The organism is Geomonas sp. Red32, assembly GCF_023652955.1.
GTDB lineage: Bacteria > Desulfobacterota > Desulfuromonadia > Geobacterales > Geobacteraceae > Geomonas.
This window is the reverse complement of record NZ_JAKLOY010000001.1, coordinates 1,066,523-1,081,488: the sequence shown is the minus strand read 5'-3', so window position 1 is coordinate 1,081,488 and position 14,966 is coordinate 1,066,523. Positions and strand designations below refer to the sequence as shown.

Sequence of the window (14,966 nt, the reverse complement as noted above, 5' to 3'; positions counted from 1 at the left end):
AACGGCTATGTTGGCGGTCATGCAACAAATTAACAGTGTCCCCGGGGTGATGGGGTGTTTCGTCTGCGGCGAAGACGGCAAGGTGAGCGAGCAGGCCTTTCCTCCATTGTACGATCTCCCCATGCTCGAGGAGGCGGCCCTCTCCATTACCGACTGCGCGCTGGCCATGGAGCATTCCACCGGCGGCCTCGAGTTCCTTGATCTCCGCTTCAACGATGTCCGGGTCCTGGTGAAGGCTCTCGCCAAGTCGTACCTGCTCCTTCTCTGCCAGAAGGATATCAACCTTTCCCTGCTGACCATGTCGCTGAACGTAGCGGCCAAGCGGCTGGACCGGCTGGTGGCCGCCCGCGAGAGCGCCGCCGCGGCTCCGCAGGCAATTCCGCAGGCAGCCCCCATGGCGGCCCCGGCTGCCGCCCCGGTTTACCAGCCGCAGGCACCGGTCACCCTTCCGGCGATGGGAAAGGGTCTCGGGCTCTCCGTACTCGTGCAGGAGAAAACCGCCAGCACCTACTGGGCCAGCATGCTCGCGTCGGTGGCGATCAACCGCTCCACCGCAGTCCAGCTGAGCGACCATTTCAAGACCGGCTCGTTCAAGAAGGTGAAGCTCACCAACATGACCACCAAGGTCAGCAAGAAGTTTCCGGTCACCATCATCGCCAGCGACAGCGACCACCTCTATGACGGGAAAGCGATTCTCACTCTCGGCGCGATCGAGGCGATCGGCGCCAAGGCCGGCGATACCGTCGTTGCGGAGCTCGACATCGGCGGCGGTCTTCTCGGCTGGGAAATGATCTAACCCGTCCCCACGCCCCCTTTTTTAGGGCTTACTGTTAAGCCGCAGAAACCAGGGGCCCCCTTTAACAACGGCGGAACCAACGTCCCCCCCTTGTCAAAGGGGGGACAGGGGGGATTTTGCCGCATCCAGCCGCTAAATTGCCCCATCCCCTTGTCATTGTGACTCTGCGACGGCATAATTTCCTGACTGCCGCCCCCCCGGCTCTATTTCATTCCCCTTACAACAGCGACCTTGTGCCACATGACCACTATGAACCGCCCCGCACAGCTTTGCCTTCTGCTCATAACGCTCACTCTCATACTCCTCTGTGTCATGCCGGCTCCTGCCGTTGCCGCCGAGATCACTCCCTTTGCGACCTTCGACCAGAGTCCGCTCGTGCAGATCTTCGGGCTTCCGGCCCCCGGACGTGCCAAGCTCCTCCGCCCCCGGGAAACCGAGTGCCGGTTCGCGGTCGACTGGTCCAACGACTTCGCCCACGATGCCACCCAGCGCGAGAGCATCATGCTGGACGGGGAAGCGGTGCGCGGGACCCTCTCCTGCTACCGCGGCCTCACCGGCCGGTGGGAAGCGGGACTGGAGCTGCCCGGCGTCTACCAAAGCGGCGGCGTCCTCGACGGGTTCCTTGAGGGATGGCACCATTTTTTCAATCTCCCCAACGGGACCCGATCGGCCTACCCGAGAAACCGGCTGTTGTACCAGTACGAAAAGGACGGCGCCGCCAAGCTCCTCTTCACCGGCTCCCACGCCGGGCTGGGCGATCTTCGGCTCGCCGCGGCGACGCAGCTTTACCGTGATGCCGCCAACGCCGTTGCGCTGCGGGGGGAGCTCAAGGTTCCCACCGGGGATCCGGGCGATCTTTCCGGCAGCGGGAGCACCGACTTCGCCCTCTGGGTAACCGCCGATCACGACTTCGATCTCGGCAGCGCCGGTACCGGCGCCTTCTTCGGAGCTCTTGGCGCAATGGCGATGACCCGGGGGAGCGTGCTGGCCGATCAGCAGCGTAACTTCGCCGGCTTCGGGAGCATCGGGGCGGGATGGAGCCCCTGGGACTCGATCGCCTTCAAGCTGCAGCTCTCGTCGCACTCCCCTTTCTACAAGGACAGCGACCTGGTCGAGCTCAACGCGGTATCCGCCATCCTCATCATGGGGGGAACCATCGCCTTCACTGGCCGGACCTCGCTCGACCTCGGCGTCTCCGAGGACATAACCGTCGACCGTGCGCCGGACATCTCCTTCCACGCCAGCCTGGCGACCAGATTCTAGGGTAGCGTCATGAAAAAACTGCTGCGGGAACTGTTGAACATCGCCCTGATCATCGCGGGAATCCTCTCCGCCGGGATGGGAATCAAGGGCTTTCTCGTCTCGTCCCACTTCATCGACGGCGGCGTCACCGGTATCTCGATGCTCCTCTCCAACGCGCTCGGCTGGCCGCTCGCCATCCTGATCCCGGTCATCAACCTCCCCTTCATCGCCCTGGGCTACCGCCAGATCGGCGGCATCTTCGCCTTGAAGAGCGCCCTCGCCATCGGCGGCCTCGCGCTGGCGCTCAAGTTCGTCAGCTATCCCGACGTCACCCCGGACAGCGTTTTGACCGCGGTCTTCGGCGGCTTCTTCATCGGGGCGGGAATCGGTCTCGCCATCCGCGGCGGCGCCGTGCTGGACGGCACCGAGATCGCTGCCCTCCTCATCAGTAAGAGTAGCCATCTCCTCAAGGTGGGGGACGTCATCCTCATCCTCAACATCTTCATCTTCTGCAGCGCGGTGTTCGTCATGGGGGTCGATCAGGCGCTCTACTCGATCCTCACCTACATCGCCGCCTCGAAGACGGTCGACTTCCTGCTCCACGGGGTCGAGGAGTACAACGCGATCATCATCATGTCGGAGAAGAGCGACGAGATCAGGGAGGGAATCATCCGGCTATTGAGCCGCGGGGTGACCATCTACCACGGGAGAGGGGGAATGACCGGGAAGGAGATGCGGATCCTGTACTGCGTGGTGACCAGGCTGGAAATCGGGCGGGTGCGCAACGTGGTCGACGAGGTCGACCCTTCGGCCTTCGTCGTTCTCCACCCGCTAGCCGACGCCTCCGGCGGGATCATCAAGAAAACGGCACTGCACTAAAGGTGGAAGGGGTTTCGCCCTCTACGCCTTTTCTTTCTTCGCGAATGCCTCCAGACGCTCGCGGGCGTCGCTGAAATCTCCCAGGCAGGAATAGGCTTTTAGGCTTTCCATCTGGAGGGCCTTGTCTATCGAGAGGCCGGTGATGTTGAGGATGGTTTCCTTGGCGGAACGGACGGCCTGCTGGCTGTTGGCGAGGATCATGGCGGCGTAGCGCTCGGCGGTTTCCATCAGCTCGTCGTGGGGGACCACCTTGCTGACGAGCCGCAGGCGGAACGCCTCCTCGGCGTCGACCTCCCGCCCGGTGAGGGTCAACTCCAGCGCAGTCGCCATCCCCGCAATCGCCATCAAACGTACCAGCCCGCCGTCCCCCTGGTGCAGACCGTAGCGCACCTCGAAGACGCCGAACTTCGCCCGCTCCGACGCGATCCGGATGTCGCAGGCGAGCGCGAGCTCGAATCCCCCGCCGATCGCGTACCCGTTGACCGCTGCGATCACCGGCTTGTAGATCCGGTGCTGCCCGCGGGTGATTCCCCCTGCGATCCCGATCCCCCGGGCGTTGTTTCTGACGTCGGCGATGTTGGCCTTCTCCCACTTCGGGATGAAGGTCTTGAGATCGGCCCCCGAGCAGAACGCCTTCCCCTCCCCCGTTATGATCGCCACGTCAACCGAGTTGTCGGCCGCGAACTCCTTCCACGCATCGTACAGCTCGTGGTTCAACTCGTCGTCGAGAGCGTTGAGAGCCTCCGAACGCTGCAGCGTGATGTAGGCTATCCTGTCCCGTTTCTCCAGCCGGACCTTCCCCATGGAATCCTCGCCCTCCCCTGCGTGCGCTTCGTCGTATCGTCTACCGGTTGTTACCGATTTTTAACACAGTTCATGGCCGAAATACAGTCGAACCTGCAGTTATCCTGCAACAGATTTTTTGACAATGATATAGGAGAGTTACCTGACACTAAAAGGCAGAAAACTTGACAGTTTCCGGACCTCTACTAGTATTTTCCCATACTCGCTCATCCTCACATCGCATACTCTTAGAGTATTCCAATACAATAATCCCGATACTGAATCAGTCGTCTCAGATGGAGGTTGAGCATGAAAATGTCCGGCACTGGCTTTTTTGTGAGGATGGTGGGGGTCTGTCTCGTTATTGCCGGGCTCGCTGCCTGCAGCGGAGGCGGAAGCAGTTCGAGCGGGACCGGTTCTTCCGGCACCGTGGCCGGGGTGGTCAAGGACGCCGCCAGCGGAGCGCCGCTGGCCGGAGTCACCGTAAGCGACGGCACCGCGACGGCAACGACGGACGCCACCGGCCACTTCAGCCTCGCTCGCCAGCCCGGCAGCTACACCCTCACCGCCTCCGCGGCCGGCTACGAGGCGACCTCCCGCTGCTGCAGCGTGGCCGCCGGTTCGTGTACCACCATCGACTGGTACCTCACCGCCGCTCATGCCGCCTACCAAAACTACGACAACGTCGCCCCCTCCCAGCAGATCCCGGCCGCCGGGATGAACTACGTGATCCTGGCCTGGAACGACCTCGGCATGCACTGCGCGCAGGACGACTACTCCCACTTCATGATCCTTCCCCCCTTCAACACGCTGCATGCCCAGGTATTCAAGCGGGGCGAAGGGGTGGTGACGAGCGGCGTCACGGTGAGCTACGCCTTCCCCAACAAGACCGACTCGACACTGCACACCAATTTCTGGAACTACACGAGCCGCTACCAGTTCAGGTCCTACGGGTGGAACACGACGCCCAACCGCGGCATCACCGGGACCCCGCTGGCAGGCACCATGTCCCGCGATGCCAACGGGATCGGCTTCGTCGCCACCGGGATTCCCATCACCCCCTACGACGACAACGGCACCTGGGATCCCTACGGCAAGGCGACCATCACCGTCACCGACAATTCCAGCGGCGCGGTGCTCGCCACCACCAGCGTGGTCGCCCCCATCTCCACCGAGCTCAACTGCTCGAACTGCCACGGAGCCACCAACACCTTCCTCAACATCCTCCAGAGCCACGACACCAACAGCGGCACCCACCTGGTCGCCGACCGCGCCAACGGCACCCTCCACCTCTGCGCCGAATGCCATGGCGACAACGCGCTTGGATTGAGCGGCAAGCCGGGAGTTAAAAACCTGTCGCTGGCCATGCACGGATTCCACCAGGACAAGGTGAACGTCAGCGCCGATCCCAACACCCCCGACTGCTACAACTGCCACCCCGGCCCCCAGACCAGGTGCCTGCGGGGCGAGATGTACCACGTCGGGAAAGAGTGCAAGGATTGCCACGGCGACCTGGCCGCCATGACCGCGGGCCTCACCGCCGGTCGTCAGCCCTGGCTCCAGGAGCCCCGCTGCGCCGATTGCCACGACGCGAAGCACCAGGAGAACCCCAACACCCTCTACCGCAACTCCCGGTTCATGAACTCACCCGCCTCCGAGATGAACGGCAAGATTTACTGCGAGGCGTGCCACAACAGCACCCACGCGGAGTACACCTCCACCAACCCCGCCGACAACGGCATCCCGATGCAACTGCAAGGCGACACCTACTGGATCTGGAACTGCTACGTCTGCCACAACGATTACATGCCGATGCCGTCCATGCACCAGTAACGCCTGGCAGGATTCGGGGGGGAATCAGGTCCCCCCTTTAAAAGGGTTCGTCGGGAAACTGGAGATAGAAGGTCCCCCCCTTTGAAAAAGGGGGGACAGGGGGGATTTGTGACGTTGGCAGCAGGGAAATCCCCCTAAATCCCCCTTTTCCAAAGGGGGACTTGAGAGAACCGGTGCTACCCGGCGTAGAGCGGCCCGGCGAGGTCGAGGTGGGTGAGATACAGCCGGGTATCGAACTCAAGCTGGTGGTACTCCGGTTCCATGTGCTCGCAGAGGTTGTAGAAGGCCTTGTTGTGCTCCTTCTCCTTCAAATGGGCGAGCTCGTGCACCACGATCATCCTGAGGAAGGCGGCCGGTGCGGTCTTGAAGAGGGAGGCGACGCGGATTTCGTTCTTGGCCTTGAGCTTGGCCCCCTGCACGCGCGAGACGAATGAGTGGAGGCCGAGCGCGCGGTTGACGTCGGAGATGGTGGGATCGAAGATCACCTTGCTGACCGGCTGCGATTTTTTCAGGTACTCGTTCTTGATCTCCATGGTGAAGTCATAGAGGGCAGCATCGGTCCTGACATCGTGCGGCGCCGGGTACTTCTTGAGGAGCGCCTCTGTCAGTTTCCCCCCGTCCACCAGTTGGGCCACCTTCCGTTGAATCTCTTCCGAGTACCCCGCGAGGTACTTGAACGTCCGCGTTTCGCTATTCATTATTTTCCGTTTCCTTTCTCCCCGGCTCACCCCGCCGAGGCCGCTTCCCGGGCCGCTTTCGCCTTCCAGTTGGCACCGATGGTGTTCAACCGGTGGATGCGGCTTTTGATGGGGGGGTGGGTGGCGAACCAGTCGCTCTCGCAGTCGTAGCTGAGGTCCGAAGCTGTCGGCGAGGCGATGCAGAGGTGGGCGCTGGCCGGTTTCACCAGGGCGGTCGGGGCGACCGCCGACGATATCTTGTCCAGCGCGGACGCCAATGCCTCGGGATTGCGGGTGAACTGGGCGGAGGAAGCATCCGCCAGGTACTCCCTCTCGCGGCTCACCAGCATGGCCATCAGTTGGGTCGCCAGCGGGGCCAAAAGCACCGTAAAGAACCAGAGGCCGAAGATCAGCGCCCCCATCTTGTTGTCATCATCGTTTCCGCCCCGCACGTCCACCGAACAGTACCGGTTTCTCGACACGAATTCCGAGATGAGCGCCGCCAGGCCGACCAGCACGGTGAGTGCCGTCATCAGCCTGGTGTCCTGGTTTTTCAGGTGGGCCAGCTCGTGCCCGATCACCCCTTGCAGCTCGTCCCGGTTCAACGCCCGCAACAGTCCCTCGGTGACCGCGACGTGATAGTCCCCCTCCTCAAGCCCCACCGCGAGGGCGTTAGGATCGGGGTCCGGGATGATCCAGACCTTGGGAGGGCGCATGCTGGCCGCGATGCACATCTCCTCCACCACGTTGATCAGCATCTGCTCTTCCGGAGAGTTGTTCTTGCTGGCACGGCGGGCGCACATCGCGGTCAGCACGTTTTCCGAAGCGTTGGAAAGGCTCCACCAGGCGAGGCCGACCCCGGCGAAACCGACCAGCAGGGTGAAGATCGGCTGGAAATGCTTCTGGTTGTGAACCGGTCCCGCTCCGGTGGTGACCTGGGGGTGGGAGCGGAAAAAGAGGCCGTAATAGTGCTGGAGGAACCTGGTATTGCCGCCGCTCCAGTAATAGCGCGCCAGATCCAGTCCCGCCCCGAGCCAAATGAAGAAAAGGACGAAGCAGACAACGATGACCCGGGTTTTGCGCCGGTTCTTCTCCTGGAGATCGGTAAAAGTCGCCATGCGTCGTTACCGGACTAGTGGAAGGAGAGGTTGACCGTGGGGACGGCGCGATCGGCTTCTTCGGTGATCTCCCAGAGCTGGGCGGGAGCGGCGCCGGCCATGCCGGCCATGAGGACGGTGGGGAACTGCTGCTGGGTGACGTTGTACACGGTAGCGGTATCGTTGTAGGCCTGGCGGGCGAAAGCAACCTTGTTCTCGGTCGAGGAGAGCTCCTCCTGGAGCTGGGAGATGTTTCCGGTCGCCTTGAGATCCGGATAGGCCTCCACCACCGCCATGAAGCGGTTGAGCGCGGTGGTCAGCGTCCCCTCGGCGGCGGCCAGCTGGGAAGCGGTTTCCGGGGTCGCGGTGGCGGCCACTTTTACCGCGGAGTTACGGGCGGAGATCACCGCCTCCATGGTCTCCCTCTCGAACTCCATGGCCCCTTTCACCGAGTTGATCAGGTTCGGGATCAGGTCGTGGCGGCGCTTCAGCTGCACGTCGATCTGCTTCCAGGCATTCTGCGTCTGCCCCTTCAGGGAGATGAGGCGGTTGTACGCGGACACCAGCACGAACACCAAAATAACGGCAATGACACCGACCACGATGAGACCTGTCATGAAGTACACCTCCGGTTAATGAGCAGCAAATTGCTCCATCTTTACCACGAACGCTGACAAATATCGAATAATACCGTCACCCTACCCTGCCAACCGACCGTCTCCCCTTTACCGCGCCGGGGATAGCTGTTCTCTCTATGGCTGCCGGTTCAGCTCCTGCGCCTGCTTGTTCTTCACGCCGGAATCGTCGATCACCATGTCGAGCCCGCCGATGGCCCCCGACCCCGGCAGCGTCGCCGCGTCCTCCTGGCTGGTCCCCCGGTACCAGAAGACCTGACCGTGCCGCTCGACCCTGATCCGGTACCACCCGCCGGGAACCGGGGTGTCAAAGAGACCGTTGCACTCGCAGATCCGCTCGTCGGCCACCGCAGCCCCGCTGGCGGCGTCCAAAACGGTGAGCCAGGCCTGGCCTACCTTGTGCCCCTCGGGATTCATCAGTTTTCCGGAGAAGGTTCCCGAGGCCTTCACGAGGGCCGCGTTGATCCCCGCCAGGTCGGAATCCCCGACCCGCACCGGGGTAGCCGATCTGCGGTCGCTCCCCCCCGTCCACCTCGGGACGAACCCTTCGTGGCTGAAGCGGAGCCGGTAGAACCCGGGTGCCAGGGCGGCCACCGTGTACTTCCCGCCGGAGTCGGTGTTGGTGGTGGCGAATGGCTCGTCTTCGCTGCCGCCGTAGACCTCCACCTTGGTGTCGGCCAGGGCGCCCCCGTTGGTATCGGTGACCGTTCCGCTCAGCGCCATTCCCGGGACCATCACGGTATCCACCCCGGTCACCGCCGCGGTGCCGGAGACATCGACCTGGGCCGCCTCCTCCCGCTTGAATTTCTTCTTGTACCACTGCACCGGGTACTTCGACCCGTACTGCTCGAAACGGATGCTGTACTTCCCTTCCGGGAGCCCGGCCAGCCGGTAACGGCCGTCCATCTCGGTGGAGGTGCTCCCGATCTCGTCCCAGGTGACCGGATCGTAGGCGGCCACCGACATCCAGAGGACGGGGTTGCCGTCGGGATCGGTCACTCGGCCGGAGATCTCCCCACCCTGGAACAGGACGAAGTCCACATTCTCGGCCTGGGCCCCCGTCTCGGCGATCGCCACCGGTTGGGGAAGCTTGGTCTCTACGTATCCGGCTGTCGATCCGTCGGCGCTCAGGCGGTAGTTCCCCACCCTGAGCGACATGATGGTGTATCTCCCCTCCGCATCGGAGGTGCCGGAATCGCCCCGCTCCCCGGTGGCGGCCTCGCTGGCCGATACCCTCACCCCCGCTATCGGGGCCCCCGCCCGGTTCCTGACGGTTCCGGAAATGGACCCGCCGCGGACCAGGACGAAGTCGGCCTGGGCAGTAGCCTGATCCTTCGAAAGGGGGATGACCGCCGCGTCCTTCCTCTCCGGACGGTTTCCAGACCACTGGGGAAGGTACCCTTGGGCCCTGACCTGGACCAGGTAATTTCCGTCCGGCACCGCCACGGTGAAGGCTCCGTTTTCGTCGGCCTGCCCGAATACCGGCTCCACCTTGCTCTCCTTCTCGGCGGGGACAACCTGCACCGATGCGCCGTGGACCGGCTCCCCCGCTCCGTTCTTCACGCTCCCGGTGATCGTTCTCCCCTGCGGCAACATCTGGTCGATATTCGAGGTGGCTTGCCCGGCCACCACTTCGACCGGGGCCGCGGCATCCTTGGCCGCCGAGTCGCGGTAGTAGCGGGAAAGGAGCGTCCCTCCGCGCGCCCGGAAGGATACCAGGTACTTGGCTCCGGCGAGGCCGTGTATCGTATAGTTGCCGGAGGGGTCGGTGGCCGCGTAGCCGAAGCCGTTCTCCTTGGTGTTGGTCGACTCGGCCATTACCGCGGCTCCCGCCACCGGATTACCGGCCGGGTCGGTTACCCTGCCGGAGATACTGCCGCCGGTGCGGAGGACGGCGCGGATGCCGGAAGTGGCGTTGGGCGCGGTCACCGGGACCACGGTAGCGCCGTCCGGGCCGGTCTTGCCGTCGTACCACTGGGGGAGGTAGGTTTCCTCCTGGTCGCTGAACATCAGCCAGTATTTCCCCGTTGCGAGCCCGTCGAGGACGAAGTTCCCCTCCGCGTCGGTCCGCTTGCCGACCGGAAGAGAGGTAGACCCCGGTGCAATGGCCGCCACGATGATCCCCGGCAAACCTTTACCCGCTTCGTTTTTAACGCTCCCGGCGATCGAGCCTCCGCGGGTAAGGATTCCGTCTATCCCGGCCGCCGGCTTTTCCGCCAAGGCTTCCACCCTGGTGGGGTTGGTCAGGGAGCCCCCGTAGATTTCACTCGAATACCCCTTCTTGGCGAAGAGCACCACGTGCTTGCCCGACGAGACGTTGACCGAGTAGGCCCCTTTCGCATCGGTCACCCCGTCGCTCAAAGACACCTCCGATTTTTCCGAAGGGAGCACCGCGGTTACCCAGGCTCCCGGCAAAGGGGTCCCGTCCACCGCCTTGACCACCCCGGAGATGGTGGTGTCCGATGGGGAGACCGTGGCGTCGATCCCGGTGACCGCCCCCCCGTTGACCTTGACCTCCTCGGCGGTGTCGCGGTACTGGGGTTTCCCGCGCCAGGACGATTCGAAGCCGGCGCCGCTGAACCTCACGTGGTAGCAGCCGTCGGCCAGCGCCGGAATGGTGTAGGCACCGGCCTGGCCGGAGACCGCCGAGGCGGCGGCCAGGCCGTCCACACAGGAGAACGCCTCGACCTTTACCCCCGCCGCGGGCGTGCCGGAGTCCTCGCTAACCGTCCCGGCGATGGCTCCCTTGGGCTTGGGAATTTCGGGAGCTGCTGAATCAGCTGCGAAAACAAACGAGTGGAACAGGAATAAACCGGCAAACACGGTAGTCAGCAACGTCAGTGATTTCCTCACGGCGCTCTCCAAAATGGGTGATAGGGGATAAAAAAAGGACGGCTGTTATTTACAATAGTCGTGCCAGAGGCTAAGTCACCGTTTTTCCGGCTAATCGCAACCGGCCGCTCTGCTTCTCCAGTGTGAGAATTTTTACAGCACTCTCTTTCACTGCGAACTTTGTTATAAAATACGATGGTTTACCTTTGATCGTAAAATAATTCACAGTGAATTTTTTTACGGTCTGTGCGGCGTCTCCAGATAGATTCTGGGAAACATCAATCTGTTAATAAATACTAATATTATTTCTGCTACACCAAAATCCTTTCTGCGAAATAGAAAAAGGGCGCCCGTGACGGATCGCCCCATTCTGCCTATACTGTTATTTTTCGGCACTTTTTAACTCTTAACCGGTTCACGCCCATCTCCGCCTGATCGTTCGCGCGTACGCAGGATACCGGCCAGGGTTCACTGGGGGCCCGGAGTTTCCAGCTTGGGTTGCGCGATGGTCGGGCCGAAGCCCTGCTTGAAGACCATGAGGGTGCGCTTGAAGGTGATCACCACGGTGCCCTCCTGGTTGAAGCCGATGGTCTTCACGGTGAGGATCCCGATGTTGGGGCGGGATTTCGACTCCCGTTTCTCGAGGACCTCCGATTGGGAGTAGATGGTGTCCCCCTCGAAGACCGGCGCCGGGAGCCGGATTTCGTCCCATCCGAGGTTGGCGAATACGTTCTGGGAGATGTCGGTGACGCTCTGCCCGGTCACCAGCGCCACCGTGAAGGTGGAATCGACCAGCGGCTTCTTCCATTCTGTCTGGCTTGCGTAGTACTCGTCAAAGTGGATGGGAGCCGTGTTCTGGGTCAGCAGCGTGAACCAGATGTTGTCCGTCTGGGTCACCGTCCTCCCCAACGGATGGCGGTAAATGTCCCCCACCTCGAAATCCTCGAAAAACCTCCCGGTCCACCCATTCTTCACCGTCATCGTCCCCTCCTATCGAAGTTTTTCACCCACCACCCCAGCATCCCAAGGTCTCCCCCTTGTCCAAGGGGGGACAGGGGGGATTTTAGCCAAACTGGGCCTTGCCACCACACTCCGCTAAAGCTATCCCCGATCCTGCCGATACCATGTAGTAATGGAGGATCCAACCATGGATGTATCTCAGATAGCAGCGATAGGCGTAGCGAACCAGCTCGCCATGACCCAGCAGGCCGCCAGCATGTCGATGGTGAAGAAAGCCGCCGACGCCCAGATGCAGATGGTCAACATGATCGCCCAGCAGGTCGCCCCGACCAGCCCGCAACAGGGTGGTTTCTCCGTCTACGCCTGATCTCCCCGCATGTTAACGGCCAGCACCTGACTTTCACCTGCCAAAACCACCCTCACCCGGCCTTCGGCCACCCTCCCCTTCCTCTACATCTCATCTGAAGGCCGAGGGGATCACTGCGGCCACTTGTGATCCCCTCCCCTTAGGTGCCGGTGAGGTTCGTCATCACCGCGCCTCGCGCGCGGGAGATCTCCGCCTCGATGTTCCCGGTGCTGTTCGGGACGGCGAAGCGGACCAGGATGATGTGATTCTCCGCCTGGAAATAGGCGTCTTCGCGGTAACCCAGCGGCGTCTCGTAGCCGAACCGGTGCAGGGTTAGCCCGTTGTGCTGGACGACGTCGGCCACGACCTTTTTCTGGTTGCCGATAGCCTCCGCGCCGATCCCCTCCCAACCGCCGGTCACGATCCGTTCCGCCGGGATCGCCGAAACCCCGAGTGCGATTACCGTGGCCGGGTTGGCCTTCGAGGTGATCACCAACTGGTACATGGGGGCCGGCTCCGACTGGAGGATGGGAAAGGCGCCAGCCACGTTGGCCGTCGATTGCGCCTGCCAATCCACCGGGACCGTGATCTCGTAGTGATGAAAGCTGTCGCTCCAGGTGTACGGCACGATGCCGCCGGACGCCGTGGAGGAAAATTCCTTCCACTTGCTTGCACAGCTTCCCAAGGCGAAATACACCACCACGAGCAGCACGAGCGCGAACACCACCCGCTGCTTGCCGGTGAGATTGCCCGGAAAGCCGCCCGCCCGCCTGATGGCCTCCTGGTAGTGCGGGATGTCGATCCTGCAGACCCTGCAGAGCCTGGTCGCCGGCTGCGAAAAACCGCAGCGGGGGCAGGCCATCGTTTCCAGCTTCCCCCCTCCGAAGATCGGCTGCCTCGCCCTCCGTTGCCGCACCACCATGGTGCTCCCCCCCCACGTGAAGGCGATCCCGATCGCCAGCAGGATGATCGGGAGCCCCCACATCGGGAGGAAACTGTCGATCTCGGCGTGATGCGGATTCCCCGGGTCGTACTTGACCGGGACCCGCTCGCCGGTCTTGTTGGTGATCCGGTTGGTGCTGAGCTGCGACCGGAACCTGATCAACCTGCCGCTCGGGGCGCGGAAGGCAACCTCCGGTGCGAAGGTGGTCGAGGCTTTCGTGCCGCTTCCCCTGCTCGCGCTGAAGCCGGTGATGGTTCCCGTGGCGCTCGCCGAGGCGGTGGCAAATTTGACGGTGTCGAAGAGTTTGAAGAGGCCGAAGCAGAGAAGTCCTCCCCCCAGCAGCAGGATCAGCATCGAGAAGAACCCGTAGGACGGTGTCCCCGGGATGGCGGTATTGGAACGGTTGGCCGGGAGCGGCGACGTGCCGGAAAGTGGCCCAGGCGAATGCTCGCGGAGAAGGGAGCCCGGCGGGGGAGCAAGCAAGACCGCTTCTTTCGGGGCGGAGGCGAGGGGGGTAGAGGCTGTATCGTGAGGCGTGGAGACAGCGGCGTCGGGGGCAGAGGCTGTTTCGTGAGGGGCGGAGTCTATTGCATGTTGGGCTGAGACAGCGGCGTAAGCGGTGGAGGCGGCAGCGTGAGGGGGTGAGGTTTCCGGCGGAAGGGGGTAGAGGGGAGCCGGCATCCCGGGCTCTTCGACAATGGAGACGGCGCCGGTCGCATCGAACATCCGGCGGTACTTTTCGGCGTCCTCGCGGGTGAGGTTGCTCTTGATGACCGTGGTCCGGCCATCGAACAGGAACTTCACCTTATCGGAGTCCAGCTTGAGCAGGCGGGCCAGTTCCTCCCGGACCCGCAGCGGCTCGGCTCCCACCGCGATCTCGCCCCTGAAAAGGAGCCTCAATCCCTCATCCGCCAAGCTTCCCCCCATACAATAGCAAGTGTCTCACCCAACCCTTACCGGCTGGCCGCAGCGTCCTCTTTCAACTAGTACCAGATGTGCATGGGAAGCCCGTGGGAGTCGAGGGCCGGATCCGCGGGAAAGCGCGCGGCGGCCCCGATGAGGATCCGGTTGGCGGACCACAGGGCCGCGAAGGCATCGGCGATGTCGTCGGGAGCTACCCTCTCCCCCCGGACCTGGGCTTCGACACTTTCGAAAGCGTCCTCCCCGAAGTGGCGCGCGATCAGGGCCCGCCGGTCCTGGTGCCCCTGGGGATCGCGCTTGGCGGACTGCATCGGTCCCCGGTTCCATACGGCGAAAGATACCTCGGGGTGTACCTCGAAAATCCGGTCCCGCAGATTGGTGGACCTGACGAAGCCGTCGATGTCGCGGATCTTGGGGAGGATCCCGAAGGTCTGCTGGGAGATGCGGCGGCCGTCCACCGCTTCGGTGATATCGCACCCCTCCTGCCACGAGGAGGCCGCCAGGGCGGGGCGGATCGGGGCCGGAAAGACGCTGCTGCCGCGGGGCTTGATGAACCGGCGGGCTTCGCAGTCGGCTTCCCGCCTGCCGCGATCCGGCAGGCCGATCGGGATGTCGATGGCGATCAGGTCCCAGCTCTGGGCCGCGAGCTCCTCCGAGCGAAGCACCTTCGCCAGGTACCGGCGCCTCCCCGGCTCCTGCGCGATCGCCAGCCACTTCGCGCCGCAGCCGTCCACCCCCGCGACCATGGTCGGGACGCGATGCACCGTCCCCGGATTCCCGCAATGCTTGCACATACCGCTACTCCTCTCCCGGTTCCGTTTGCTGTTTATTCTTTTCGGAGTTGAGCCTCTCGTAGAGCTCGATCTGCTCCGCCAGGGAGAGCTTTCTCGCGCACCCCTTCCGGGGGAGGCAGATCCTGCAGCGGTCATCCGAGCACCACTGGCAGAATTTGCAGTCGGGGCAGGGATGTTTCTTCGGTGTTTCCTCGTTCTTCGCCAACGCCTTCTCCTGATCCGACCGGT

14 protein-coding genes are annotated in these 14,966 nt (G+C 63.0%); 5 read left to right on the top strand and 9 right to left on the bottom strand.

Going from position 1 to position 14,966, the window contains the following annotated elements; translation table 11 throughout:
• The first annotated feature begins 19 nt into the window (after positions 1-19).
• From L4X63_RS04635 to L4X63_RS04625, 3 genes are all read left to right on the top strand, one after another.
• Entirely contained in the window at positions 20-796 is a 777-nt protein-coding gene (locus L4X63_RS04635) for a roadblock/LC7 domain-containing protein (RefSeq protein WP_250677418.1), read from the top strand.
• Positions 797-1,036: 240 nt separating this feature from the next.
• The gene (locus L4X63_RS04630; protein WP_250677417.1) at positions 1,037-2,059 is read left to right on the top strand and encodes a DUF3187 family protein; all 1,023 of its coding nucleotides are present in this window, start codon (positions 1,037-1,039) and stop codon (positions 2,057-2,059) included.
• Between the two features lie 9 nt (positions 2,060-2,068).
• Positions 2,069-2,917 (top strand): YitT family protein, encoded by an 849-nt coding sequence (locus L4X63_RS04625; protein WP_250677416.1) that lies wholly within the window; start codon positions 2,069-2,071, stop codon positions 2,915-2,917.
• 21 nt (positions 2,918-2,938) lie between these two features.
• Here the strand turns inward: L4X63_RS04625 and L4X63_RS04620 are convergent, their stop codons facing one another.
• Positions 2,939-3,721 carry an enoyl-CoA hydratase/isomerase family protein gene (locus L4X63_RS04620; RefSeq protein ID WP_250677415.1) on the bottom strand — a complete coding sequence of 261 codons (783 nt, stop codon included), beginning with the start codon at positions 3,719-3,721 and terminating at the stop codon, positions 2,939-2,941.
• A gap of 288 nt (positions 3,722-4,009) precedes the next feature.
• Here L4X63_RS04620 and L4X63_RS04615 point away from each other — a divergent pair, with 288 nt between their 5' ends.
• Positions 4,010-5,533: a carboxypeptidase regulatory-like domain-containing protein gene (locus L4X63_RS04615; protein ID WP_250677414.1), complete on the top strand. Its 1,524-nt coding sequence runs from the start codon at positions 4,010-4,012 to the stop codon at positions 5,531-5,533.
• Positions 5,534-5,709: 176 nt separating this feature from the next.
• Here L4X63_RS04615 and L4X63_RS04610 read toward each other — a convergent pair whose 3' ends face one another.
• The 5 genes from L4X63_RS04610 to L4X63_RS04590 all read right to left on the bottom strand — a co-directional run bounded on the left by L4X63_RS04610 (position 5,710) and on the right by L4X63_RS04590 (position 11,755).
• A complete protein-coding gene (locus L4X63_RS04610; protein ID WP_250677413.1) occupies positions 5,710-6,231 on the bottom strand; it encodes a M48 metallopeptidase family protein in 522 nt (173 codons plus the stop codon).
• Between the two features lie 26 nt (positions 6,232-6,257).
• Positions 6,258-7,328 carry a M48 family metallopeptidase gene (locus L4X63_RS04605; protein ID WP_250677412.1) on the bottom strand — a complete coding sequence of 357 codons (1,071 nt, stop codon included), beginning with the start codon at positions 7,326-7,328 and terminating at the stop codon, positions 6,258-6,260.
• A 14-nt stretch (positions 7,329-7,342) separates the two neighbouring features.
• Positions 7,343-7,924, bottom strand: a complete 582-nt coding sequence (locus tag L4X63_RS04600; protein WP_250677411.1) for a LemA family protein — start codon at positions 7,922-7,924, stop codon at positions 7,343-7,345.
• Between the two features lie 135 nt (positions 7,925-8,059).
• Entirely contained in the window at positions 8,060-10,795 is a 2,736-nt protein-coding gene (locus L4X63_RS04595) for a carboxypeptidase regulatory-like domain-containing protein (protein ID WP_250677410.1), read from the bottom strand.
• A gap of 447 nt (positions 10,796-11,242) precedes the next feature.
• Positions 11,243-11,755, bottom strand: a complete 513-nt coding sequence (locus tag L4X63_RS04590; RefSeq protein ID WP_250677409.1) for a MaoC family dehydratase — start codon at positions 11,753-11,755, stop codon at positions 11,243-11,245.
• Between the two features lie 166 nt (positions 11,756-11,921).
• Here L4X63_RS04590 and L4X63_RS04585 point away from each other — a divergent pair, with 166 nt between their 5' ends.
• A complete protein-coding gene (locus tag L4X63_RS04585; RefSeq protein ID WP_250677408.1) occupies positions 11,922-12,101 on the top strand; it encodes a hypothetical protein in 180 nt (59 codons plus the stop codon).
• A 139-nt stretch (positions 12,102-12,240) separates the two neighbouring features.
• Here L4X63_RS04585 and L4X63_RS04580 read toward each other — a convergent pair whose 3' ends face one another.
• The 3 genes from L4X63_RS04580 to L4X63_RS04570 form a co-directional block, all read right to left on the bottom strand.
• Positions 12,241-13,938: a DUF3592 domain-containing protein gene (locus L4X63_RS04580; protein ID WP_250677407.1), complete on the bottom strand. Its 1,698-nt coding sequence runs from the start codon at positions 13,936-13,938 to the stop codon at positions 12,241-12,243.
• 68 nt (positions 13,939-14,006) lie between these two features.
• Positions 14,007-14,738, bottom strand: coding sequence for a DUF429 domain-containing protein (locus L4X63_RS04575; protein ID WP_250677406.1), 732 nt, complete (start codon positions 14,736-14,738; stop codon positions 14,007-14,009).
• Positions 14,739-14,742: 4 nt separating this feature from the next.
• Positions 14,743-14,943, bottom strand: a complete 201-nt coding sequence (locus L4X63_RS04570; protein WP_250677405.1) for a hypothetical protein — start codon at positions 14,941-14,943, stop codon at positions 14,743-14,745.
• Between the last annotated feature and the right edge of the window lie 23 nt (positions 14,944-14,966).

Bases quoted from the DNA above. Each gene is read 5' to 3' on its own strand.
- L4X63_RS04590 (WP_250677409.1), bottom strand. From the start codon at position 11,755: ATGACGGTGAAGAATGGGTGGACCGGGAGGTTTTTCGAGGATTTCGAG.
- L4X63_RS04600 (WP_250677411.1), bottom strand. From the start codon at position 7,924: ATGACAGGTCTCATCGTGGTCGGTGTCATTGCCGTTATTTTGGTGTTC.
- L4X63_RS04575 (WP_250677406.1), bottom strand. From the start codon at position 14,738: ATGTGCAAGCATTGCGGGAATCCGGGGACGGTGCATCGCGTCCCGACC.
- L4X63_RS04585 (WP_250677408.1), top strand. From the start codon at position 11,922: ATGGATGTATCTCAGATAGCAGCGATAGGCGTAGCGAACCAGCTCGCC.
- L4X63_RS04635 (WP_250677418.1), top strand. From the start codon at position 20: ATGCAACAAATTAACAGTGTCCCCGGGGTGATGGGGTGTTTCGTCTGC.
- L4X63_RS04625 (WP_250677416.1), top strand. From the start codon at position 2,069: ATGAAAAAACTGCTGCGGGAACTGTTGAACATCGCCCTGATCATCGCG.
- L4X63_RS04605 (WP_250677412.1), bottom strand. From the start codon at position 7,328: ATGGCGACTTTTACCGATCTCCAGGAGAAGAACCGGCGCAAAACCCGG.
- L4X63_RS04620 (WP_250677415.1), bottom strand. From the start codon at position 3,721: ATGGGGAAGGTCCGGCTGGAGAAACGGGACAGGATAGCCTACATCACG.
- L4X63_RS04630 (WP_250677417.1), top strand. From the start codon at position 1,037: ATGACCACTATGAACCGCCCCGCACAGCTTTGCCTTCTGCTCATAACG.
- L4X63_RS04610 (WP_250677413.1), bottom strand. From the start codon at position 6,231: ATGAATAGCGAAACGCGGACGTTCAAGTACCTCGCGGGGTACTCGGAA.
- L4X63_RS04615 (WP_250677414.1), top strand. From the start codon at position 4,010: ATGAAAATGTCCGGCACTGGCTTTTTTGTGAGGATGGTGGGGGTCTGT.